20 protein-coding genes are annotated in these 24,068 nt (G+C 57.4%); 5 read left to right on the forward strand and 15 right to left on the reverse strand.

Features of this window, described 5'->3' with window-relative positions:
* Positions 1–11: 11 nt before the first annotated feature.
* From yajC to queA, 3 genes are read right to left on the reverse strand one after another with little or no spacing between them, the layout of a single operon-like run.
* Positions 12–344 (reverse strand): preprotein translocase subunit YajC, encoded by a 333-nt coding sequence (gene yajC / locus SK53_RS10675; protein WP_003859109.1) that lies wholly within the window; start codon positions 342–344, stop codon positions 12–14.
* 22 nt (positions 345–366) lie between these two features.
* On the reverse strand, positions 367–1,494 hold the full coding sequence (gene tgt / locus SK53_RS10680) for a tRNA guanosine(34) transglycosylase Tgt (RefSeq protein ID WP_003859110.1): 1,128 nt from the start codon (positions 1,492–1,494) through the stop codon (positions 367–369).
* 53 nt (positions 1,495–1,547) lie between these two features.
* A complete protein-coding gene (queA, locus tag SK53_RS10685) occupies positions 1,548–2,618 on the reverse strand; it encodes a tRNA preQ1(34) S-adenosylmethionine ribosyltransferase-isomerase QueA (protein WP_006809916.1) in 1,071 nt (356 codons plus the stop codon).
* 92 nt (positions 2,619–2,710) lie between these two features.
* On the opposite strand from queA, the gene acpH reads away from it, so the two are divergent.
* Both acpH and SK53_RS10695 read left to right on the forward strand, forming a co-directional pair.
* The gene (acpH, locus tag SK53_RS10690; protein ID WP_023315511.1) at positions 2,711–3,292 is read left to right on the forward strand and encodes an ACP phosphodiesterase; all 582 of its coding nucleotides are present in this window, start codon (positions 2,711–2,713) and stop codon (positions 3,290–3,292) included.
* 127 nt (positions 3,293–3,419) lie between these two features.
* Entirely contained in the window at positions 3,420–4,022 is a 603-nt protein-coding gene (locus SK53_RS10695) for a peroxiredoxin C (protein WP_003859113.1), read from the forward strand.
* Positions 4,023–4,071: 49 nt separating this feature from the next.
* On the opposite strand, the gene SK53_RS10700 is transcribed toward SK53_RS10695, so the two are convergent.
* From SK53_RS10700 to phoB, 7 genes are all read right to left on the reverse strand, one after another.
* Positions 4,072–5,451 (reverse strand): DUF3999 domain-containing protein, encoded by a 1,380-nt coding sequence (locus tag SK53_RS10700; RefSeq protein WP_045330266.1) that lies wholly within the window; start codon positions 5,449–5,451, stop codon positions 4,072–4,074.
* Complete coding sequence (locus SK53_RS10705; protein WP_048209283.1) at positions 5,448–8,057, reverse strand: DUF2339 domain-containing protein; 2,610 nt, start codon at positions 8,055–8,057, stop codon at positions 5,448–5,450. Before SK53_RS10705 ends, SK53_RS10700 begins: the two co-directional genes overlap by 4 nt.
* 91 nt (positions 8,058–8,148) lie before the next feature.
* Entirely contained in the window at positions 8,149–9,966 is a 1,818-nt protein-coding gene (gene malZ, locus SK53_RS10710; protein WP_048209285.1) for a maltodextrin glucosidase, read from the reverse strand.
* 162 nt (positions 9,967–10,128) lie between these two features.
* The gene (gene proY / locus SK53_RS10715) at positions 10,129–11,502 is read right to left on the reverse strand and encodes a proline-specific permease ProY (protein ID WP_003859117.1); all 1,374 of its coding nucleotides are present in this window, start codon (positions 11,500–11,502) and stop codon (positions 10,129–10,131) included.
* Between the two features lie 81 nt (positions 11,503–11,583).
* A complete protein-coding gene (gene brnQ / locus SK53_RS10720) occupies positions 11,584–12,903 on the reverse strand; it encodes a branched-chain amino acid transporter carrier protein BrnQ (RefSeq protein WP_003859118.1) in 1,320 nt (439 codons plus the stop codon).
* A gap of 409 nt (positions 12,904–13,312) precedes the next feature.
* Positions 13,313–14,608, reverse strand: a complete 1,296-nt coding sequence (gene phoR / locus SK53_RS10725) for a phosphate regulon sensor histidine kinase PhoR (RefSeq protein ID WP_023315505.1) — start codon at positions 14,606–14,608, stop codon at positions 13,313–13,315.
* A 21-nt stretch (positions 14,609–14,629) separates the two neighbouring features.
* Positions 14,630–15,319: a phosphate response regulator transcription factor PhoB gene (gene phoB / locus SK53_RS10730; RefSeq protein WP_003859122.1), complete on the reverse strand. Its 690-nt coding sequence runs from the start codon at positions 15,317–15,319 to the stop codon at positions 14,630–14,632.
* Positions 15,320–15,506: 187 nt separating this feature from the next.
* Between phoB and sbcD the strand changes: the two genes are divergently transcribed.
* Both sbcD and sbcC read left to right on the forward strand, forming a co-directional pair.
* Entirely contained in the window at positions 15,507–16,712 is a 1,206-nt protein-coding gene (gene sbcD / locus SK53_RS10735; protein ID WP_017694432.1) for an exonuclease subunit SbcD, read from the forward strand.
* Complete coding sequence (gene sbcC, locus SK53_RS10740; RefSeq protein WP_048209286.1) at positions 16,709–19,840, forward strand: exonuclease subunit SbcC; 3,132 nt, start codon at positions 16,709–16,711, stop codon at positions 19,838–19,840. Before sbcD ends, sbcC begins: the two co-directional genes overlap by 4 nt.
* A gap of 97 nt (positions 19,841–19,937) precedes the next feature.
* Here sbcC and mak read toward each other — a convergent pair whose 3' ends face one another.
* Positions 19,938–20,843, reverse strand: coding sequence for a fructokinase (gene mak, locus SK53_RS10745; RefSeq protein ID WP_003859127.1), 906 nt, complete (start codon positions 20,841–20,843; stop codon positions 19,938–19,940).
* 123 nt (positions 20,844–20,966) lie between these two features.
* Between mak and rdgC the strand changes: the two genes are divergently transcribed.
* Complete coding sequence (gene rdgC, locus SK53_RS10750) at positions 20,967–21,881, forward strand: recombination-associated protein RdgC (RefSeq protein WP_003859129.1); 915 nt, start codon at positions 20,967–20,969, stop codon at positions 21,879–21,881.
* A gap of 47 nt (positions 21,882–21,928) precedes the next feature.
* Here rdgC and ppnP read toward each other — a convergent pair whose 3' ends face one another.
* From ppnP to aroL, 4 genes are all read right to left on the reverse strand, one after another.
* Entirely contained in the window at positions 21,929–22,216 is a 288-nt protein-coding gene (ppnP, locus tag SK53_RS10755) for a pyrimidine/purine nucleoside phosphorylase (RefSeq protein WP_003859131.1), read from the reverse strand.
* 71 nt (positions 22,217–22,287) lie between these two features.
* Positions 22,288–22,965, reverse strand: coding sequence for an AroM family protein (locus tag SK53_RS10760; RefSeq protein WP_003859133.1), 678 nt, complete (start codon positions 22,963–22,965; stop codon positions 22,288–22,290).
* Positions 22,966–23,201: 236 nt separating this feature from the next.
* Positions 23,202–23,393: a protein YaiA gene (yaiA, locus tag SK53_RS10765; protein ID WP_003859135.1), complete on the reverse strand. Its 192-nt coding sequence runs from the start codon at positions 23,391–23,393 to the stop codon at positions 23,202–23,204.
* A gap of 44 nt (positions 23,394–23,437) precedes the next feature.
* Positions 23,438–23,962 (reverse strand): shikimate kinase AroL, encoded by a 525-nt coding sequence (gene aroL / locus SK53_RS10770; protein WP_023315502.1) that lies wholly within the window; start codon positions 23,960–23,962, stop codon positions 23,438–23,440.
* Between the last annotated feature and the right edge of the window lie 106 nt (positions 23,963–24,068).

Here is a 24,068-nt window from a genome sequence, read left to right on the forward strand (position 1 = left end):
AAAAGTTGGGATTACAGCGCCTTCATGGTGCCTTTCGGCAGAACGGCAGCTACGAAGTCACGTTTGATAACCACTTCAGTGGTGTCGTTGAGGGCGATAGCAATGTAGCCGTTTTCCGCTACTTTGGTTACGCGACCCACCAGGCCACCATTGGTCAGGACTTCATCGCCCTTCGCGATGGAGTTCATCAGGTTTTTGTGCTCTTTAGTACGCTTCTGCTGTGGACGCAGGATCATGAAGTAGAAGATCAGACCGAACACAACCAGCATCAGAATCAGAGACATCGGGCTGCCCTGCGCTGGTGCACCCGTTGCTGCTACCGCATCAGAAATAAAAAAGCTCATTCAAATTCCCTCATTATTAAAATTAATCAACGTTCAACGGTGGAACATCCCGCCCCTGACGTTGGTAGAAATCGGTCACGAAGCTCTCTAATTTACCCTCTTCGATAGCCTTACGTAAACCAGCCATTAAGCGCTGATAATAACGAAGATTATGAATGGTATTGAGACGCGCCCCCAAAATCTCGTTGCAACGATCGAGATGATGCAGGTACGCGCGAGAATAATTGCGACAGGTATAGCAATCGCACTCGGAATCGAGCGGGCTGGTGTCACTCTTATGCTTCGCGTTACGGATTTTCACCACGCCATCGGTAACGAACAGATGACCGTTACGCGCGTTTCGGGTTGGCATAACGCAGTCGAACATATCAATGCCGCGACGTACGCCTTCCACCAGATCTTCTGGTTTACCCACACCCATCAGGTATCGTGGTTTATCCGCCGGGATTTGCGGGCAGACATGCTCCAGAATGCGGTGCATATCTTCCTTCGGCTCACCCACAGCCAAACCGCCGACAGCGTAGCCATCAAAGCCTATCTCTACCAGACCTTTAACCGAGATATCGCGTAAATCTTCGTAAACGCTACCCTGGATAATGCCGAACAGCGCATTTTTGTTTTGCAGGGAGTCAAAACGGTCGCGGCTACGCTTCGCCCAACGCAGGGACATCTCCATAGAACGCTTGGCGTAGTCCCAGTCCGCCGGGTATGGCGTACATTCGTCGAAGATCATTACGATATCGGAGCCGAGATCGTACTGAATCTCCATGGATTTTTCTGGATCGAGGAAGATTGGATCGCCGTTGATCGGGTTACGGAAGTGTACGCCCTGCTCAGTGATCTTACGGATATCGCCCAGGCTGAAGACCTGGAAACCGCCGGAGTCGGTGAGGATGGGGCCTTTCCACTGCATGAAGTCGTGCAGATCGCCGTGGAGCTTCATGATCTCCTGGCCTGGACGCAGCCACAGGTGGAAGGTGTTGCCGAGGATAATCTGTGCGCCAGTGGCTTCAACTTCTTCCGGCGTCATTCCTTTTACGGTGCCGTACGTGCCCACAGGCATAAACGCGGGGGTTTCTACCACGCCGCGATCAAACACCAGACGACCGCGACGCGCGCGACCATCGGTGGTATCGAGTTCAAATTTCATTTTTTCTCCGACGTCAGAAAAACAGTCCAACGTTGTAACACAGTGCCGCGGACTTATTCCCCGACACGCTCATTCAAAGCCTGCGGATTGTACGTGATAAACATCGCGTCACCGTAGCTAAAAAAGCGATATTTTTGTTCTACCGCAGACTTGTAGGCGTTCATCGTATGCTGATACCCCGCAAACGCGGAAACCAGCATAATCAGCGTCGATTCAGGCAGATGGAAGTTGGTCACCAGCGCATCAATGACTTTGTACTGATAGCCCGGGTAGATAAAAATCTGCGTATCGCCAAAGAACGGTTCAATCAGCTCGCTTTTCGCGGCCTGCGCAGCGCTCTCAAGGGAACGTACCGACGTTGTACCGACGGCCACGACGCGGCTACCGCGCGCTTTCGCCGCCAGCACCGCATCCACAACCTCCTGCGGCACTTCGGCATACTCAGAGTGCATGATGTGATCTTCGATGCTGTCCACGCGCACCGGCTGGAAGGTCCCCGCGCCGACGTGCAGCGTCACGAAGGCCATCTCAATGCCCTTGGCGCGCAGCTTTTCCAGCAGCGGTTCATCAAAGTGCAGGCCCGCCGTTGGCGCCGCCACCGCACCCGGCTTCTGGCTGTAGACGGTCTGATACAGCTCGCGGTCGGCCTCTTCGTCCGGGCGTTCAATGTACGGCGGCAGCGGCATGTGGCCGATGGCGTTGAGGATATCAAGCACCGTGCGTTCGTCGTTGAACTCCACCTCGAACAGCGCGTCGTGACGCGCGGTCATGGTCGCTTTGATGCTCTCGTCATCCCCCAGCAGCAGCTCCGCGCCCGGCTTCGGCGCTTTGGAGGCGCGAATATGTGCCAGAATACGTTTATCATCGAGCATACGTTCGACCAGCACCTCAATCTTGCCGCCGCTGGCTTTACGGCCAAACAGACGCGCCGGGATCACGCGGGTATTGTTAAAGACCAGCAGATCGCCAGGGTTGAGCTTGTCGAGCAGATCGGTGAAAGTACCGTGCGTCAGCGCGCCCGTTGGCCCGTCCAGTGACAGCAAGCGACAGCTGCTACGCTCAGGCATGGGGTAGTGAGCAATCAGGGATTCAGGTAGTTCAAAGGAGAAATCGGCGACGCGCATGACGTATACTCGTGACTTAAAAACAGGCGGCATAGTCTAGTGCTCACACCCTTTTGCTGCAACAACTAGCCGCCACCGGACAACGAAAACGCATGAATTTTCTCGCTCACCTGCATCTCGCTCACCTCGCGGACAGCTCCCTCTCCGGCAATTTGCTGGCCGATTTTGTACGCGGCAACCCGGCGGAAGAGTATTCCCCTGAGGTTGTCGACGGGATTTTTATGCACCGCCGCATCGACGTGCTGACCGATAACCTGCCGGAAGTGACGGAAGCCAAAACCTGGTTCCGCCCCGAAACGCGACGGGTGGCGCCGATCACGCTCGACGTCATGTGGGATCATTTCCTGTCGCGCCACTGGCCGCAGCTGTCGCCTGATATGTCGCTGCCTGAGTTTGTGCGCTACGCCCACGCGCAGGTGTCGATCATTTTGCCGGACTCCCCGCCGCGCTTTGTGAATCTGAATAACTATCTCTGGTCTGAACGCTGGCTGGAGCGATACCGCGAGATGGATTTCATTCAGAACGTCCTGAACGGCATGGCGAGCCGTCGACCGCGTCTGGACGCGCTGCGCGACTCATGGCATGACCTGGATGAACATTACGATGCGCTGGAAACCCGCTTCTGGCAGTTCTACCCGCGTATGATGACGCAGGCGAAAAATAAAGAACTGTGATGCCGGTATGATTGATAGGTAAAAGCTGGTGGAACGATTGTTACCACCTCTTTGTCTTATTCCCGTACTGCCTCTATACTGGCCCGCGTTGCGTTCCAAATAACCTTAGTATCTACAGGAGAATCATATGGTTCTGGTAACTCGTCCGGCTCCGGATTTTACAGCTGCCGCCGTTCTGGGCAATGGTGAAATCGTTGAAAACTTCAACTTCAAACAGCATACCAACGGTAAAGCGACCGTTCTGTTCTTCTGGCCAATGGACTTCACTTTCGTTTGCCCGTCTGAGCTGATCGCGTTCGACAAACGTTACGAAGAATTCCAGAAGCGTGGCGTGGAAGTGGTTGGCGTCTCCTTCGACTCTGAATTTGTACACAACGCATGGCGTAACACCCCTGTCGAAAACGGCGGCATCGGTGCGGTGAAATACGCGATGGTTGCGGACATCAAACGCGAAATCCAGCAGGCTTACGGTATCGAACATCCGGACGCTGGCGTTGCACTGCGTGGTTCTTTCCTGATCGATGCAAACGGCATCGTTCGTCACCAGGTTGTGAACGATCTGCCGCTGGGTCGTAACATCGACGAAATGCTGCGCATGGTTGACGCGCTCCAGTTCCACGAAGAGCACGGTGAAGTGTGCCCGGCTCAGTGGGAAAAAGGTAAAGAAGGTATGGCGGCTTCCCCAGACGGCGTAGCTAAATACCTGTCTGAGAACGTATCCAGCCTGTAATCGGCACGGTTTACGAAAAAACCCGCGAATACGCGGGTTTTTTTATGGCTTATGCTGCGCCGTCTTTTTTTACCTCGCGCCAGATGCGCCATGCCATACCCGCAAGCACCATCACCCCCGCAATCAGTACGCCCCAGACCATCAGCGTTTTCATTCTGCTTTCCTGCTCAGCCGCAGACGTCGCGGTTAAACGCGCCTCGCCCCCCAGCGGGACAGGTTCCAGCGTATCCGCCATCGGCAAGGCTGCCAGATCGTAGGTTTTACGCAGTTCGGTCGGGATCAGCATATCCGTCTCCACGCTCGCCGGTTTCGCAGCCCCGTTCCCCCACGCGAGCAGGTACGGCCCCTTCCCCTGCGCGTTAAACACCAGATCGTAGCGCACGCGCTGCCCTATCACGCCAGGCAGGTTCTCGGGCAGTCGCGCATTGAGGGTCTTAATTTTTACCGCCTCGACCAGCCCGCCCGGGAGCGGAACAGGTTCAGCCGTTTTGCCGCCGAGCTGGTAGATCACCTCTTTTTTCAGCGTATGCCATCGATCCTTGTCCGCCCCCCGCCAGGCTATTTCTGCCGGGAGAACGCCGTCGCCATTCAGCATGAAGGCGATCGCACTCAGAGGCTGCGGATGTTTCCAGCGCCACACGGCTTCGCTTTCGGATAACCGCTCCCCCTCTCCCGCCAGGCTAATGTGCTCTGATTCCGGCGGCGCAGGCGCGTTAATCGCGTTGACGCCGGTTAACGTCAGGGCAGAACGTCCCGTGTTCAGCACCAGCAGCAGATAGCGATTCGCCTCAGGTGATAACACCAGATCGGTATCGATGCGGTCGAGCTTCAGGCGCTCCCGTCCACTCATCACGTCCAGCAGGGGCATCTCTTCGCGCAAGGTATACCAGTTTTTCAGATCCTCGCTGTAATAGACCGATGCCGTCCCCTGCCACGAGCCCTGCGGCGTGTCCCAGAAAAGCTGGAGCTGAGAGAGCGGAACCTCCGTCGCGTTTTCCGGCAGGGTCAGCAGATAGTGCTGTCCGGCAGCCGCAGCGTGTTGCCCTTCCAGCACAATTTCCACGCCGTTTCTGGCCCGTAGCATAATTTTATCGCCGCTGTCCTCTTCCCCGCCCGGCGAGGCGTTAAGCGCAAAAAGGCGCAGCGCCGTGGTGGTCGGTGCCGGCTGCGGACGCGTCGTAGTAACCAGGCTGAACGGTACAGGCTCGCCCGACTGATTAAACACGCGCACGTCGCGCAGATCGGGCGATGTGCTCTGCTGATAAATCGCCAGCGGCAGCATGACCCGATACCACGGCGAAGAGGCAGAGGTATCAAGGGACAGGCCGTAGGCATAATCCCGCGGGGATTCCGCTGGCGCGCCCTCGCTGAATGCCGGACCGGCCATGGCCAGCAGTGCTGCACAAACAACCGCATTCATCCATTTCATTTTTCTTCTCCTGCTTTAGGCGGTAGCGGCGAGAAATAGCCCACAATCAGGACCAGGATCGCCACGCCAATAAACGCGACGGCGCGCGCCAGGCCGCCACCGCCCGCGCTGTCCACCAGCATCAGTTTGAGCATGACCACCCCCAGCAGCGCCGCACCGCCAAGCCACTGCTGACGGGAGGCCTGACGGGTGGCGCGGATCATCACCACCAGCGCGCAGAACATCCAGAACAGGGCAAAGGTGGTCTGAATAAGCCGCGAATGCCACAGTGATTCCATGTTCCAGGCCACCTCGCCGTACCACGCCAGCGCACGCAGCAACGCGCCGTTGAGCCACCAGAAGCCAAGCGCCATCAGCACAACGGCGGGCCACGGTCGGGACTGCGCAAGCGATGCCGGATAGTAGCGATCCACTGCCCGATAAAATACTACCAGCCCCAGCAGCGCGAACGCCGCCCCTTCCTCAAGCGGGTTCACCAGCGGCAGCCAGGTCTGTCGATAGACCACACCGTCCTGGAAATTGGTCACGACCAGCAATACCACCAGCGCCACAACCACAGGGATCGCGGCAAGGCAGGCGTAGAGCGCAGGCCATACCCGGAAAGGCCACCCGCGACGCCGTACGGCCGCGGAGAGCGCCATAATCACCCCACCGCCGACAGCCATCGCAATGCCGCTTCCCCAGGCCGCCATGCCCCATGGCAGGGAGCGGGCAAACCAGTAAAGCTCGGCGGCAAGGGCGAGTAAAATCATCCACAACAGCGACAGATGCAGCCCCATTGAGATGCGCGGCAGAAGTTTATCTTCGTTGCGCCGCAGCAGCATCAGGGCGGCAGGCAGCGCGATAGCCCAGGCCAGATTTGCCCAGCCGGCCGCCAGAATCTGCTGGTGCGAGACCTGATACAGCACCATCAGCAGCATCACCGGCCACAGCAGCCATTTGCTGGCATCCAGCTCCCACCATGCCAGACGAGCGGCAGCCTGCCGCCATCCCCAGGTCGACGCCGCCGTCAGCGCCAGCACGCCTGCCAGAAGCGATAACTCCTGCTTCAGGAACAACTGCGACGCGCCCAGCAACGCCACTAACCAGAACAGCAACCCACCGGCCAGCAATGCCCAGCTGCCCGGCAGCGCGATTTTCTGCCACAGCCAGGCCGCAGCCAGCCAGCAAAGACTGAGCACTGCGAAAATAAGCAGGAGGCTCAGCGAAGTGACGCCGTCCATTTGCGCCCATATCGCGCTGCCGAGCGCCAGCACCAGCAACGCCGTCCCGCTATAGCTCATGCGCCGCTGCTGCTGTTGCACGCCCAACCAAAGAATACCCAGCCCTTCCAGCGCCCAGGCCATCGCCGTCCAGCGCGCTGAAAGCGCCAGCGGAATGGCAAGCGTGGCAAACCCGCCGCCGATCGCCAGCGCCGCCATAACCAGCGGTCGTCCGATGGAGGGGTAACGCCGCAGCGCGAGAAACGCCAGCGAGAGGTAAAACGCACCATAGCCCAGCGCGCTTAGCGCCGGGCCGTACGTCCAGTGAGACGTCATGCCATACTGCATCCCAAAACCAATCAGCGGCGGAGCAAACAGCAGTACGCCGTCAATAATCTGTTTGCCTTTTTCCTGCGCCCGCAGCGACAGCGCCACGCTAAACACGCCAAAAATAAGCGTATTGGCAATCAGGAACAGCTGACAAATAACATAGTCTTCCGGCTGGTAGTCGCTCAGTCCCCACACCCCGCCAACGCCAAACGTGAAGAGCAGCCCGAGCAGGTTGAGCTCGCGCCAGTGCTGCCAGATGCTGATGACGAGAATGCCGATGGACAGCAGGAGATAGAAGGAGAATAGCGCCACAAAGCTACCGCCCCCGGTAGACAGGAGCAGCGGCGCAAGATATCCGCCGAGGCTCGCCAGCATGGCAAGGCTCAGCGCCTTTTGCAACACGGCCAGCCCGACGCTCGCCGCGCAAATCACCACCAGCAGCGCAAACGCCAGCGTCATCGGCAGCATCTGCCACAGCCGGAATGCGCCAAAGACGGTCAGATAAAGCACGCCGGTCGCTCCGCCCTGGAGGATCAGCGCGTAGATCCGCTGCCTGTGCCGCAGCCGCCATCCAACGGCCAGCAGAACCATGGCAAACAGCGCCGTGGCGGCAAGACGCAGCTCAAGCGGAAACAGTGAATGTTCAACGGTATAGCGCAGCAGGAAAGAGAGGCCGAGGAAGAGCAGTACAATCCCCAGTTTTGCCAGCGGATTGCCCTGCATAAACCAGCGCGTCAGCGAGGACAGGATGCCGCCAAAGGCGGAAGGACGTTTTGCCGCCGGTACAGGCACAGGCTCTGCTTCAGTGACGGGCGGTTCGGGACGCCAGGGATCGACAGGTGCGTTAACGGCCTCTGACACCGGCGCTGGCGTCTTCACCGGCGCGGCGGTCTGCACCTGCTCCGGTGCTTTCTCAGCCACACTACGCTGCTCGAGCGCCTCAATGCGCTGGCGAAGCCGGGCGATCTCCTGCCGCGCCGCCGTGCTTCGGTTAAAGCCTATCACCGCGAGCACGGGTGCCACGACCAGCGCAAAAACCAGGAACAAACAGCCAAGGATGTAAAGCTCGTCCATGTTTCCACCTTCACCGTAAACGATCCGTTAAGATTGACACAAATCGTTGCATTTGCGCCATCTTAAAAGGTGAAAACCATTCTGCCTGCGCTTAGCTGCCGAACCAGACCGCAGCGGAGATCGCTGGCAGCGTGAGCACGCTCCCCTGGAACGTCGCTTTACCCTCTTTGCTCTTCCACATTTTACCAGCCAACAGCGGTGAATCTTCCAGCACGACTTCACACGCCTCGCCCCGGTTGATCGCCACCAGCACGCGCTGCTGGTTATAGACGCGGACAAACACCACCACGTTATCGTGGGCGTACATCACCTGACAGCCCCCATATCGCAGGGCCTGGCTCTGCTTGCGCAGCGTCGCCATGCGCTGGTAGAGGCTGAACAGATCCTGATCCTGCTTTTCAGGCTCCCACGGGAAGGTTTTACGGCAGAACGGATCGTTGTTGCCGTCCAGCCCGACTTCATCGCCATAGTAGATGCAGGGTACGCCCGGCCAGGTAAAGAGCCAGGTCACCGCCAGCGGCAGACGCGCCACATCCTTACCCAGCAACGATTTAAAGCGTGCGGTATCGTGGCTGTCGAGCTGGTTAAACATCCGCAGCTGCTGCTGATGCGACAGGCCAGCGCGATAGTTTTCCATCCACGCCATGCAGGTTTCGGCGTCAATATGCTGCGGATCGTAAGAGATATCGGTGTTAGCGAGGAAACCCCACAGCGGGAAGGTGAAGCCGCGATAGTTCATCGCCGCGTCTTCTGCATCAGCCTGCAACCACTGACGCGCGTCGCCAAAGTGCTCCCCGAAGACGAATGCTTCCGACCGGGCCGCTTTTGCCGACCGAGTAATGCCGGCGACATGCTGAAGGTTATTCCGCGCCCCGCCTGCTTCACCCAGCATATGCACCACGTCCAGCCGCCAGCCGTCCATGTTCCACGGCGCTTTCAGCCAGTGGCGCACGATGCTGTCGTCGCCGCCGTAGATCTCATTCACCAGCGATGGCGACTGGAAATCGAGCTTCGGCAGGCTCGGGTAGCCCAGCCAGTCCAGGGCGCGGCCATTCTCGTCAAAACTGTACCAGTCACGCTGCGGTGAGTCCGGATTATGGCATGCGCCGCCCATCGACTGATTGTGACGGTCAAACCACGCATGAGAATCACCGCTGTGATTGAACACGCCATCAAGGATCAGGCGCATACCCTCTTTTTGCGTGTTGTGCCGCAGCCGCAGCAGCGCTTCGTCACCGCCAAACTGCTCGTCAACGTGGCGGTAGTCCTGCGTATCGTATTTGTGCACGCTTGGCGCTTTAAACACCGGGTTCAGGTACAGCGCCGTCACGCCGAGCTTTTTCAGGTACGGCAGTTTTTCGCTGATACCGTCGAGATCGCCGCCGTAAAAGGTCGATCCCCCCGCCTGGGCGGTCAGCGGCTCGTCCCATTTTTTCAGAATGATGTCGTGACCGACCGCATGATGGTAATAAACCTTGTCCTGATCGACGGTGCGCTTTTCACTGCGCGCAAAGCGGTCCGGGAAAATCTGGTAAAAGACCTGATCGTTAACCCACTGCGGGCCGTTATCCGGGTGATCCACGGCAAACTGCTCCAGCCTGGCCGGAGGGAAACGGCTGAAACCCTGCGGGGTAAACCACAGCTGGCGGTTGTTCCACAGCAGCTTGAAGCCGTAGCGGCGACGCGGTTGCCCGCTGCGCAAATCGATATTTGCCCGCCACGCCGTGACGCCCGGCTGCGGCTGGCTGCGCACTTTGTGCATTTTCAACGACGTTTCTTCGTTATCCACTTCGGCGCGCAGGGTCACACGTTCAGGCTGATTGTCCCCTGCCAGCCAGAGCGTAATCACAAGGTTGTCTTTGTTTTGGTTAACAAATGGGGCAACCGGAAGGTGCCAGGCGTTTAACATCACGAATCCCCTTTGATGAAATTGACGTCACCTTGCCACAGGGTGATTAAGGATAGCTCACCATGATGGGATTTATTGGGGGAGGAGGACGGGGGAGGAGGCATCAGTGCAGCCTGATGCCCTCACCCTAACCCTCTCCCACGGGGAGAGGGGAAAAGAATGTTACTGTGCTTCCGCCAGCTGACGATCGCGGCGACATTTAAACATCCAGCCCACCAGCAGCAGGACGATCCACGCGAAGCCCACGTACAGGGAAATACGGGTATCCGGGTGATAACCAATCAGGCCAATGATGAAGACCAGGAAGATCAGACCGACAATGGTCGTTGGCACGCCGCCCGGCACTTTAAACTTCAGCGCTTTGGCCTCTTCTGGCGACAGGCGGCGACGGAACGCAATCTGCGACAGCAGGATCATGATCCATACCCACACGGTGGCGAAGGTCGCCAGTGACGCAATCACCAGGAAGACGTTCTCCGGCATGATGTAGTTCAGGTAGACCGAGAACAGCAGCGCCACGGTCATGACCAGCACCGTTACCCACGGGGTGCCGCGACGCGACGTTTTGGCAAACACCTTCGGCGCACTGCCCTGCTCCGCCATGCCGTGCAGCATACGGCCCACGCCGAACACGTCACTGTTGATGGCCGACAGCGAGGCGGTCAGCACCACAAAGTTGAGAATGCTGGCGGCAAACGCAATGCCCATATGCTGGAAAGTCAGGACAAACGGGCTGCCGTTGGTGCCCACCTGGTTCCACGGGTAGATGGACATAATCACAAACAGCGTGCCCACGTAGAACACCAGGATACGCATCGGCACCGAGTTGATGGCGCGCGGAATAGACTTCTCCGGATCTTTCGCTTCCCCGGCGGTGATGCCGATAATCTCGATTCCGCCATAGGCGAACATGACCATCTGGAGCGACATGACCATCCCGAGCCAGCCGTTGCTAAAGAAGCCGCCGTTGCTCCACAGGTTATGGATGCCGGTTGGCTGCCCACCGTTGCCGATACCCCAGATGATGATGCCGAAACCGGCGAGGATCATGATGATAATGGTCGCGACCTTGAAGAAGGAGAACCAGAACTCCAGCTCGCCAAACACCTTCACGCTCATCAGGTTAACGGCGCAGATAATCAGCACCACGCTCAGCACCCAGATCCAGTGCGGCACGGCAGGGAACCAGACCCCCATATAGATGCCAAACGCCGTCACATCGGCAATGGCGACAATCAGGATTTCAAAGCAATAAGTCCAGCCGGTGATAAACCCGGCCAGCGGGCCTAAGTTCTCTTGTGCATAGCGTGAAAACGAGCTGGCAGACGGGTTGTGAACCGACATCTCCCCCAGCGCACGCATGATGATATAGGCCGCGGCACCGCCGATGATGTAGGCCAGCAGAACGCTTGGACCGGCCATTTTGATGGCATCTGCCGAGCCATAAAAAAGACCGGTGCCGATAGCCGAGCCCAGCGCCATAAAGCGGATGTGGCGGGTGCTCAATCCACGTTTAAGTTTGTTAGTGCTTTCCATTAAAATCTTGCCATTCAACACGAAAAAAACAAAAAACCACGGGGCCTTAAGCCCCGTGGTTAAACAATTTGTTGCCGTTGATTAATGGGCGTTGGATGTCACCTGACGCCCGGCCGCACGGTCCCAGATAATCGCAAGAACCAGCGCTACAACGGAAGGCATCAGCCAGGCCAGGCCCTGCTCGGACAGCGGCAGACGCTGTGTCCAGGCTGGCAGGATTTCTGCAAATGCTGATGCTTTGATCCCGTCAAGGATACCAAAAATCAGGCTGATAAACATGGCCGGCGCAATAATTCGCGTCGAGTTATGCCACCACGGGCGGGTGAAGCTCAGCACCACCAGCACGATACATGGCGGATAGATAGCCGTCAGCACCGGAATTGACACCTGGATCAGGTGGCTCAGACCGAGGTTTGACACCGCCATGGAGAAGATGCCGAGGATAAACACCAGCGTGCGGTAAGAGAGCGGCAGATACTGAGCGAAGAACTCCGCGCAGGCGCAGGTCAGACCCACTGCCGTCACCAGACAGGCCAGGAAAATCAGCGCCGCCAGCAGCATACTGCCTGCACCACCAAAGGTGTGCTGCACGTAAGCATGCAGGATCGCCGCGCCGTTTGCGCTCTGATCGACCAGCGTTGCGCTATCTGAACCCAGACGGAACAGCGCCAGATACAGCAGCGTCAGGCCGACACCGGCCATCAGGCCAGCCCAGATAGTGTAACGAGTCAGCAGGCGCGCTTCGGTCACCCCACGGGAACGCGCGGCGTTAACGATAACAATACCAAACACCATCGCGCCAAGCGTATCCATCGTCAGATAGCCGTTCACGAAACCGTTTGAGAACGCCGCGTTCTGGTAGGCGTCCATCGCGGAGCTGATGGGCCCCGCAGGCCAGACAATGGCCGCAACCGCCAGCACAATCAGCGCCACAATTTTCAGCGGTGCCAGGAAGTTACCCACGGTATCCAGCAGTTTGCCGGGATAGAGAGAAACCAGAATCACGATGGCGAAGTAAATGAGGCTGTAAATAAACAGTGGCATCGCGCCGTCACCGGTCAGCGGGGCGATACCCACTTCAAAGGAGACGGTCGCCGTGCGCGGGGTCGCGAACAGCGGGCCAACGGCCAGATAGCAGACGGTTGCCAGCAGAACGCCAGCCACTTTGCCAATCGGGGTGCTGAGGCTGTCCACACCGCCACCGACTTTCGCCAGCGCGATAACGGTCAGTACCGGCAGGCCCACGGCAGTAAGCAGGAAGCCAAACGCAGCCGTCCAGACGTGTTCACCCGCCTGTAAGCCAACCATTGGAGGAAAAATGATGTTACCTGCGCCAACGAACAGCGCAAATGTCATAAAGCCCAGCGCGATAATGTCACGCGATTTCAAGTGATGGGTCATAAAACCTTACTGCCTGTGGATGTGGTGTTGAATACGTTGAGATTTTCGCCATCCCTGATGGGACGATACAGCGGAAAATTTGCTCAATTTCAGCGGGATATGCTCCCGTCCTGGCGTGGCGAAGAATAGTTTTTCGATTTACCACGCAAATACAGTCGGTCTGACAGTATATGGGGGGCAATTTAAACGCTTATAACGTTTAAAGGCAAGAAGGGATCGTAAAACCAGAACAATATGCCAGCATGAAAATCCAGACCAACATAATATGCCATGTATAAGAAAAACTCATGGCTAATCATGCGAACAAAAAAGCACCAGCCGTATAATATTCATCCGCGTTTCGCTTGACTGCAAAGCAAACGGGCCAGCAATCGCTGGCCCGTGGAAAGGTAGCCTGACACACACGCTGTCAGGCGCTTTTTTTGGCAATTAATCGTTCCGGAATCACGAAGCTAAAGCGCGTGCCCTTACCGAGGGTGCTTTCGATATTGAGCCGGCTTTCGTGGTGGCTGACGGCATGCTTCACAATTGCCAGCCCCAGTCCGCTTCCGCCGGTCTGCCGCGAGCGCGCCTTATCCACCCGGTAGAACCGTTCGGTGAGACGCGGGAGGTGTTCAGGCCCAATCCCCGGCCCGTTGTCCTCGACGCTAAACTCAGCCCCTGCCGGAGTATGCTGCCAGCGCACCGCGATATGCGTCCCTTTCGGGGTATGATTCACGGCGTTATAGACCAGGTTTGAGATAGCGCTTCGCAGCTCATCTTCACTGCCGAGCACTTTCAGCGTGTTATCAACATCAAAACTCAGGGTGTGTTGATTATGGCTCAGCGTTTGGGCTTCGCGCTCCACCACCCGCAACATCATCGGCACATCAATGATGTCATTTAGCGCCAGCGACGGGGCTGCCTCAATTTTTGAAAGCGTCAGCAGCTGTTTGACCAGCCCTTCCATGCGGAACGTCTGCTCCCTCATGGTATGCAGCGCTTTCTCACGCGGCGCCCCCTCAAGCGTTTGCTCCTGCATCATCTCCAGGTAGCCCTGAAGCACCGTTAACGGCGTACGCAGCTCGTGGCTGACGTTGGCAAAGAAGTTACGTCTCGCGCCCTCAAGCTGGTGCATCTGGGTAACGTCCCTCGCCACCATCAGCCACTGCCGATCGCTGTAGGGCATCACGCGGATCTCCAGATGGCGACCGTTATTGAGCTTCAGATTGTGCGGGCGCGAAAAATCCCGCTTTTTCAGATACAGCGTGAACTCGGGATAACGCAGAAGGTTCAGGATGTTCTGACCATTATCATCCGGCCAGCGCAGGCCCAGCAGCTGTTGCGCGAGGCCATTACACCAGAAGATTGTCCCTTCTTCCGTCGTCAGGATCACCGCGTCCGGCAGCGACTCCGCACCGCTACGAAAGCGTTTGATCAGGCTTCCCAGCTCACGACGGCGCTTTTTGTTACGCATCTGCATCTGGTGCAGGCCGTAGAGTAGCGGTTCCCAGCTCCCGCTTCCCGGCGGGGGTGTCATACTTCTGTCGACCCACAGCCACCAGGAAAGACGCAGTAAATTCCAGAAATGCCAGACGAGCAATCCCGTCACGGCCACCAGTAAAAACCACGGCAGATAGCCAAAGATAGCCCCCAGAATGAGGGCCGGAATACAGCATAAGATCAGTTCAAAGACGAGCCTTTTCCATGACAGACGTTCCAGCACGCGTCACACTCCTGTCATTGTTCAGAAACGGGTCGAGAAGCGATAACCCGTGCCGCGGACCGTCTGTACCATGCGATCGTGGCCGCTCAGTTCCAGTGCTTTACGCAGGCGGCGAATATGGACGTCAACCGTTCGGTCTTCGACATAGACGTTAGTTCCCCAGACGTTATTCAGCAACTGTTCGCGGCTGTAAACGCGCTCCGGGTGGGTCATAAAGAAGTGCAGGAGTTTAAATTCGGTCGGTCCCATATCGAGGGGATTTTCACCGGTCATGACCCGGTGTGAGGTAGGATCCAGGCTCAGCCCCTGCATCTCAATCACCTCTTCCACCGCCATCGGTGAAATACGGCGCATCACGGCTTTGATACGCGCCACCAGCTCTTTCGGGGAGAACGGTTTGGTGATGTAATCGTCCGCGCCGGTTTCCAGACCGCGCACGCGATCCTCTTCCTCGCCGCGCGCCGTCAGCATCACCACCGGGATATCACGGGTCATCGCCTCGCGTTTGATATGCTTGATAAACTGCAATCCGGAACCGCCAGGCAGCATCCAGTCCAGCAGGATCAGATCGGGCCAGGGTTCATTCAGCTGGTTCACCGCGCTGTCATAATCTTCCGCTTCAACCGGCTGGAAGCCATTTTGTTCAAGCACGAAGCACACCATTTCACGGATCGGAGCTTCATCTTCTACGACCAGAATACGTCTCGCCATACTTTGCCCTGTCTTATCGTATTTAAGTTACAAGTCTGTAATGCGGCGTCATTATGCGTCAGATTTATGACAGATTTATGAAAAACATTACCACGATAAATAGCAAACTGTTGTTTTATTACAGCGGTTATTTTCCGTTCCCCGAACGTTTATAATCCTGCTTTCTTATTATTGCCACGGATCTTTTATGCGCATACTTCACACCTCAGACTGGCACCTGGGTCAAAATTTTTACAGCAAAAGCCGCGCCGCGGAACATGAAGCGTTCCTGAACTGGCTGCTGGAGACGGCTCAGGCTCACGAGGTGGACGCGATTATTGTGGCGGGCGACATTTTTGATACCGGATCGCCGCCGAGCTATGCGCGTGAGCTATACAACCGTTTTGTGGTCAACCTCCAGCAAACCGGTTGTCACCTGGTGATTGTCGCCGGAAATCATGACTCGGTGGCGACGCTGAATGAATCCCGCGATATTCTGGCGTTCCTCAATACCACCGTGGTGGCCAGCGCCGGGCACGCGCCGCAGATCCTGAAAAAACGCGACGGCACGCCGGGCGCGGTGCTGTGCCCAATCCCGTTTTTACGCCCGCGAGATATCGTGCAAAGCCAGGCGGGTCTGTCCGGCAGCGAAAAACAGCAGCATCTGTTGCAGGCCATCACCCGCTATTATCACCAGCAGCATACGGAAGCCTGCGCCCTGCGCGGCGATCAGGCCATTCCGATCATTGCCACCGGACACCTCACCACCGTCGGAGCCAGTAAGAGTGATGCGGTGCGCGAGATCTATATCGGTACGCTGGACGCGTTTCCGGCGCAAAACTTCCCCCCCGCCGACTACATTGCCCTCGGGCATATTCACCGGGCGCAGATCATCGGCGGCTGCGAGCATATCCGCTACTGCGGCTCGCCCATTTCGCTCAGTTTTGACGAAACGGGCAAAGCCAAATCCGTCCATCTGGTGAGCTTCACCGGGGGCAAACTCAGCGCCGTTGAGACGCTTGAGGTGCCGGTCACCCAGCCGCTGGCGGTGCTGAAAGGCGATCTGGCCGCCATTACCGCTCAGCTTGAGCAGTGGCGCGGCGCAGCGCTTAATCCCCCCGTCTGGCTCGATATCGAAATCACCACCGACGACTACCTGTACGATATGCAGCGTAAAATTCAGACGCTGACGGAAGACCTTCCCGTGGAAGTACTGCTGGTACGCCGCAGCCGCGAGCAGCGCGAGAAAATACTGCTCAACGCCCAGCGTGAAACGCTTAGCGAACTTCGGGTTGAAGAGGTGTTCGCGCGGCGGCTTGCGCATGAAGAGGTGGACGAGGCCAGACGCACCAGGCTTAACGAGCTGTTTGCCCAGACCCTGCACTCCCTCCATGACGAGGACGAAAACGCATGAAAATTCTGAGCCTGCGTCTGAAAAATCTGAATTCGCTAAAGGGTGAGTGGAAAATTGATTTCACCGCGGAGCCGTTCGCCAGCAACGGGCTGTTTGCCATCACCGGCGCAACCGGCGCGGGTAAAACCACGCTGCTGGATGCCATCTGCCTGGCGCTGTACCACGAAACTCCGCGTCTTAATAAGGTCTCTCAGGCGCAAAACGACCTGATGACGCGCGATACCGCTGAATGCCTGGCGGAAGTGGAATTTGAGGTCAAAGGCGTTGCTTATCGCGCTTTCTGGAGCCAGAACCGCGCCCGCAACCAGCCGGACGGGAACTTACAGGCACCGCGCGTAGAGCTGGCCCGCTGCGAAGACGGCAAAATTCTGGCCGACAAAGTCACGGATAAGCTGGAACAAACCGCCGCACTCACCGGGCTGGACTATGGTCGCTTTACCCGCTCGATGTTGCTCTCGCAGGGGCAGTTTGCCGCCTTCCTGAATGCTAAACCGAGCGATCGCGCTGAGCTGCTGGAGGAACTGACCGGCACGGAAATTTACGGCCAGATTTCCGCCATGGTTTTTGAAAAACACAAAGCGGCACGTAACGCGCTGGAGATGTGCGAAGCGCAGGCCGCAGGGGTTGTGCTGTTGAGCGAGGAACAGCAGCAGCACTTGCAGCAAAGTTTGCAGGCACTTACTGACGAAGAGAAAATCCTGCTGGCACAGCAGCAGAGCCAACAGAAAGATTTTCAGTGGCTTACGCGTAACGACGAACTGATACGTGAGCAGCAGCGCGCAGCCGCTTCGCAGCATCAGGCGCAACAGGCTCTGACGGACGCCGCGCCGCAACTGGCTAAGCTCCAGCTGGCGCAGCCCGCCGCCCAGCTACGTCCGCTATGGCAGCACCAGCAGGAGCAGACCGCCCGCCTGTCGCAAACCGCAGAGCGAATTGTCGAAGTAAATACTCGCTTACTCGACAGAGCGGCACAGCGCGCGCGTATCCGCAACGGTGCGCAGCGCAACCGTGAACAGTTGCAGACAGAGCACACGGCGCTGACGCAGTGGCTAACCGAACACGATCGTTTCCGTCAGTGGGGACAGGAAATTGCCGGCTGGCGGGCGCATTTTACGCAGCTGAATCGCGATAAAAATCAGCTTGTTGCCCAGGCAGTGCGCATGGCTGAGCTTCGTCAGAAGCTGGCTGAGCTGCCGGAGAGTACGCTGACGCTGACGGCTGAGGATCTCGCGACGGCAATGGAGCAACAGGCACAATCGCGGGCGCTCCGCCAGCGTCTGACTGCACTTCACGCTCGCTATCAGCCGCTGCAAAAACGACTGCGCCAGAATGCGGAAAGCGTGCAGAAAGCGCAGGCTGAGCAGGGTAAGCTCAATGAAACGCTGATCCTGCGGCGTCAGCAGTTCAAAGAAAAAAATCAGCACTATGCCGACCTGAAAGCGCTCTGTGAGCGTGAGGCGACAATCAAGGATCTTGAGAATTATCGTGCTCAGCTGGAAGCGGGTAAGCCTTGCCCGCTCTGCGGTTCACGCGAACACCCGGCAGTTGTGCAGTATCAGGCGCTTGAACTGACTGACAATCAGCGCCGCCGCGACGCGCTGGAGAAAGAGGTTGCTGCGCTAAAAGAGGAAGGATTGCTGGTACTCGGGCAGGTGAATGCGCTGACCCAACAGATCCAGCGCGAGACTGAGGAAGCACAGGCTCTCTCTCAGGAAGAGCAAGCACTCACTAAAGAGTGGCTGGAGGTCTGCACCTCCCTGAACATAGCGCTGAATATTCAGGATGATATAGCACTCTGGATGAGCGCACAGGAGCAGTATGAACGCCAGCTGTATCAGCTCAGCCAGCGTCTGACGCTGCAAAACCAGCTCATTGAACAGGAAGGTCAGGCGCGCCAGTACCAGCAGCAGCTGACGGCGACGCGTCAGGCGCTGGCGGCCTCGCTAGAGTCGCTGTCGCTTAGCGTGCCCGATGAAGGGGCCGAAAGCGCCTGGCTGAGCGCGCGCGAAAGCGAATATACCCTGTGGCAGGAAAAACAGGCCCAGCACGGTACGATTCAGGAACGTATTAACGCCCTGATGCCAATCCTGGAGACGCTGCCGGTTACCGATGATACAGAAGCCGACGCGGTTATACCTGAGAACTGGCGCGGCATCCACGACGAATGCGTGTCGCTGCAAAGCCAGCTCACCACCCTCCAGCAGCAGGAGACGCTTGAGCGTGAACGGCTCCAGCAATCACAGGCTCAGTTCAACGCCGCGCTGACCGCGAGCTGCTTTGCCGATCGGGAGGCATTTCTCTCCGCCCTGCTGGATGAAGCGTCGATCCGCCAGCTTGAACAGCAAAAGCAGACGCTGGAAAACCAGCTCCAGCAGACCACGGCGCTTTCGGTGCAGGCAAGCCAGCAGCTTCAGGCGCATCAGGCACAGCGCCCCGAGGGGCTGGAAACCGATGCCGCAACGCTTCAGGCGCAGTTACATCAGCTGGCGCAACAGCTTCGGGACAACACCACGCATCAGGGGGAGATCCGCCAGCAGCTCAAACAGGACGCCGATAACCGTCTGCACCAGCAGGCGCTTATGCAGCAGATTGAGGAGGCGGCGCGTCAGGCCGACGACTGGGGCTATCTCAATGCGCTGATAGGCTCCAGCACCGGCGATAAATTCCGTAAATTCGCCCAGGGGCTAACGCTGGATAATCTGGTGTGGCTTGCCAACCAGCAGCTCAACCGTCTGCATGGCCGCTATCTGCTTCAGCGTAAAGCCAGCGACGCGCTGGAGCTGGAAGTGGTCGATACCTGGCAGGCCGATGCGATACGCGATACCCGTACCCTTTCCGGCGGGGAGAGTTTCCTGGTCAGTCTGGCGCTGGCTTTAGCGCTTTCCGATCTGGTCAGTCACAAAACGCGCATTGATTCGCTGTTCCTGGATGAAGGGTTCGGCACGCTCGACAGTGAAACGCTGGACACCGCGCTGGATGCGCTCGACGCACTGAACGCCACCGGGAAAACCATCGGCGTGATCAGCCACGTTGAGGCGATGAAAGAGCGTATTCCGGTGCAGATCAAGGTGAAGAAGATCAACGGGCTGGGGTATAGCAGGCTGGACAGGGAGTTTGCGGTGAATTGAATGGGGGACGGTGCGGTCTGATGCCCTCACCCTGACCCTCTCCCTGTGGGAGAGGGTACAAACATCATAAACGGCAACGCAAGTTGCCGTTTTGCGTTTATTCCGGCCACAGCCACGCCGCGCCTCGCACGCCGCTGGAGTCACCGTGGACGGCTTTGCGGATCGGCGTTTCGCACTCGCCGCCAAATACCCACTGTTTCACCAGCGTTGGCACCGTGGCGTAAAGTCGGTCGACGTTGCTCATGCCGCCGCCCAGCACAATCACGTCCGGATCGAGGATATTGATCACATGCGCCAGTGACTTAGCCAGCCGCATTTCGTAGCGGCTGAGCGCCAGTTCAGCCACCGGATCCTGCTCCTCAACCAGACGCATAATCTCGTTACCTTTCAGCGGCTGGCCGCTCAGACGATGATAATCGGTGGCAAACCCCGTACCGGAGATAAAGGTCTCTATACAGCCCTGCTTGCCACAGTAGCACGGCACTTCGGCGCGGTATTTGAGTTCATCTTCATCCATCCACGGCAGCGGGTTGTGCCCCCACTCGCCCGCGGTGCCGTTGCCGCCAATATGCGAGCGCCCTCCGAAGGCCACGCCCGCCCCGCAGCCGGTGCCGATAATTACGGCAAATACGGTCTGCGCGCCAGCCGCTGCGCCATCCACGGCCTCAGACACCGCCAGGCAGTTTGCGTCATTCGCCAGACGCACTTCCCGGTTCAGGCGTTGACTTAAGTCTTTATCAAACGGCTGACCGTTGAGCCAGGTGGAGTTGGCGTTTTTCACCACGCCGGTATACGGCGAAATGGAGCCAGGGATCCCCATCCCGACTGTGCCCGTCTCGCCCGTTGCCTGCTCTGCCATATCGACCAGGCGGGCAATCGTCTCTATGGTCTGGTGATAATCATCGCGCGGCGTAGGCAGACGGTGGCGAAACAGTTGCTCCCCCTGCTCGCTCAACGCAATGACTTCTGTTTTGGTGCCGCCCAAATCAATCCCAATACGCACAAGACACTCCTCATTATTTTGATTATCAACAGAGTAGAAGCCCGCTTCCCGATTAGCAATGCAAGCGATGCGACAATTCGTTATCATGCCCGCTGATTTAACGACAAGGCCGTGGAAATTATCATGCTGTGGTTCAAAAATTTGATGGTTTACCGTCTCAGCCGCGACGTTTCGCTGCGTGCAGAAGAGATGGAAAAACAGTTAGCCGCTTACTCCTTTACCCCTTGCGGTAGCCAGGATATGGCAAAAACCGGCTGGGTTCCGCCAATGGGTTCTCAAAGCGATGCGCTGACCCACGCCAGCAGCACGGGGCAAATCATCGTTTGCGCCCGCAAAGAAGAGAAGATCCTGCCGACGCCCGTGGTTAAGCAGGCACTCGAAGCGAAGATCTTCAAGCTGGAAGCTGAACAGGGCCGTAAGCTTAAAAAAACCGAAAAAGATTCGCTGAAGGATGAAGTGCTGCACTCGCTGCTGCCGCGCGCCTTTAGCCGCTTTAGCCAGACCATGATGTGGATCGACACCGTTAACGGGCTGATTATGGTGGACTGCGCCAGCGCCAAAAAAGCCGAAGATACGCTGGCGCTGCTGCGTAAGAGCCTTGGCTCATTACCGGTGGTACCGCTGGCGCTGGAAACGCCGATTGAGCTGACCCTGACCGAGTGGGTGCGCAGCGGGACTGCCGCGCAGGGCTTCCAGATCCTTGATGAAGCAGAGCTGAAAGCGTTGCTGGAAGATGGCGGCGTGATCCGCGCGAAGAAACAGGAACTGGTGAGCGACGAAATCGCCGTGCACATTGAAGCGGGCAAAGTGGTGACCAAACTGGCACTCGACTGGCAGCAGCGCATTCAGTTTGTGATGTGTGATGATGGATCCGTGAAGCGCCTGAAATTCTGCGATGAACTGCGCGATCAGAACGAAGATATCGACCGCGAAGATTATGCTCAGCGCTTTGACGCAGACTTTATCCTGATGACCGGCGAGCTGGCGGCGCTGATTCAGAACCTGGTGGAAGGTCTCGGCGGCGAAGCGCAGCGCTGACAGGCAAAACGTAGGCCGGGTAAGCGAATGCGCCACCCGGCATGCTTTTATTTCAGATAGCGGCACAGATAAGAGGTTGGCTCTGCAACCTGTAAATGGAACTCGCTGTGGCCCGGCACGTTGAAGACCTGCCCGGCACTATATACTTTCCACTCCGTTTCACCCGGCAGCAGGACGTTCAGCGCGCCGCTGACCACCGTCATCTCTTCCGCTTCTGCGGTGCCAAAGGTGTATTCCCCTTCCGCCATTACGCCGACACTGGCGCGGCCAGTGCTGCTGCTGGTAAAACCAATGGATTTCACTTTACCGGAAAAGTATTCGTTACTTTGAAGCATGAACTGGCCCTTATATTTATAGAGAAAAATCCACTATAGGGGCCATGCTCATGACCTGTCACGCAAAATCATTACACCAGTAATTCTGACGCCAGACGCGCCATCAGGACGTTAGAGAGCAGCACCGGAACATCCAGCGCCTTTTGCAATAAATCACGATGCCGCTGATGGAAGCCCAGGCAGTCGAGCATCAGGACATCCGCCCCTCTGTCGATCAATTCCTGCCCGGCCGCAATCAGCTTCGCTTCGCTGTCCCAGAACGGGTTAGCCAGCGCGTACAGCGGGGTGTGCTCCAGCGCAGCCCACTTCACCGTCTGGTTATCCAGCAGTTCCTCAACGGGAACGATGACCCCAACCTGATGACCATCAACAATAGAGGCCACCAGCGGGGGGATAATCCGCATCGGTTCGAGCAGAATGGCATTACGCGCGCTGAGTCCTTTAACGGGTGCCGTGCTCATCAGCAAAATGACGTCATAGTCCTGATTGTCGAGCACTTCGATCACGCCCTGTAGCGCGCGCTCGATTTTCTGGCGCGACACATGCGCCAGTTTACCGTCACTGAGTAACGTTGCCAGGGGATCTTCCCCCTCTCCGACCGCGTAGTCTTCCATGACCTCTTCCCGACTGAGCTTCCCTAACAGACTGAGATGCGTAATTTGTTGTTCAGAGACATGCTCGGTTAAGAGCGGTAATACTTCGCTTACAGGCACCACACCAATCGTGAGGATCGCCAACGTCGCCTTCATTTTGATCGCCTTCCGTTACTACCACAACTGCCACACAGGTGCAGGCTCACTACGCTGCACTGTTCATTTATTCAACAAAACAGCACCAAGCGTAGCAGGGGATCTCAACACCGTAGTGTAAAGATCGACTGGCCTTTCCGAATCCACCTGTAATAACTAAATATTAACTGCTGCTTAACATCAGCGATAAGTTAAAAGTGTGATTCAGGCACGGTTGTAACGAATTCGGATTCCTGTCAGGACTTCTCAGGATCCTCATAGCGCCGTTTCGCATCCAGCGCTTCCTGTTCGGTTTCATGTTCGCTGATCAGCGAATCAGGTTTAGGGTGATCGGCACGCAGCTGGTACCAGGTTACGGTTTGATCACCATTACCTTTTTCAACGGTAACGATGCGGGCTTCACGTGGATAGGGAGGTCTGGTTGGCATAGCTCATCCTTTTTTTATGTCTGAGCTATGAGTATAGACGGCTGTTAGCTGGCGCAAGCCAAACGCAGGGCGGTAATAATCTGAATCGCAACTTTTTCGGGTGACGCCGACGCATCCACAACGTGGTGTGCCGCCTCGCGGTACAGTGCATCGCGTTCGGCGAGGACCTCGCTGACCTCTTCACTCAGCGGTTTCGCGGTCAGCGCCGGGCGCTGCCCCTCTTCCGGAAACGCCTCCAGCCGCCCCACCAGCGTAGAGACCGGGGCACAGAGGTAGATCACGACACCCTTTTCGCGCATAAACTGGCGGTTATACGACGCCAGGATAATGCCCCCACCGGTCGCAATCACGGTTGACGGCGCGGTCACCGCTTCCAGCGTGGCCGTTTCACGCGCACGAAAGCTCTCCCAACCCTCATCTTCAACGATATCGGCGATAGTCTTACCCGCATTCTCCTGAAGCCAGTGGTCAGTATCGACAAACTGACTCTGGCACAAACGCGCCAGCTCCAGACCAACGGTGGTTTTCCCACAGCCGCGAGGGCCAACTAAAAAGATGGGTGGGTTCATAACCAGGTGTTCCCCTTGCTGCCGGATAACTGAAGGCTGTAAAGAAATGATTGCAGTAGATGTTGCGCTAACTTTACTGCAAAGCGGTACGGAATGACAAGCCTGT

This window comes from Enterobacter sp. MGH119 (assembly GCF_001037675.1).
In the GTDB taxonomy this organism is placed as follows: Bacteria; Pseudomonadota; Gammaproteobacteria; order Enterobacterales; family Enterobacteriaceae; genus Enterobacter; species Enterobacter hormaechei_C.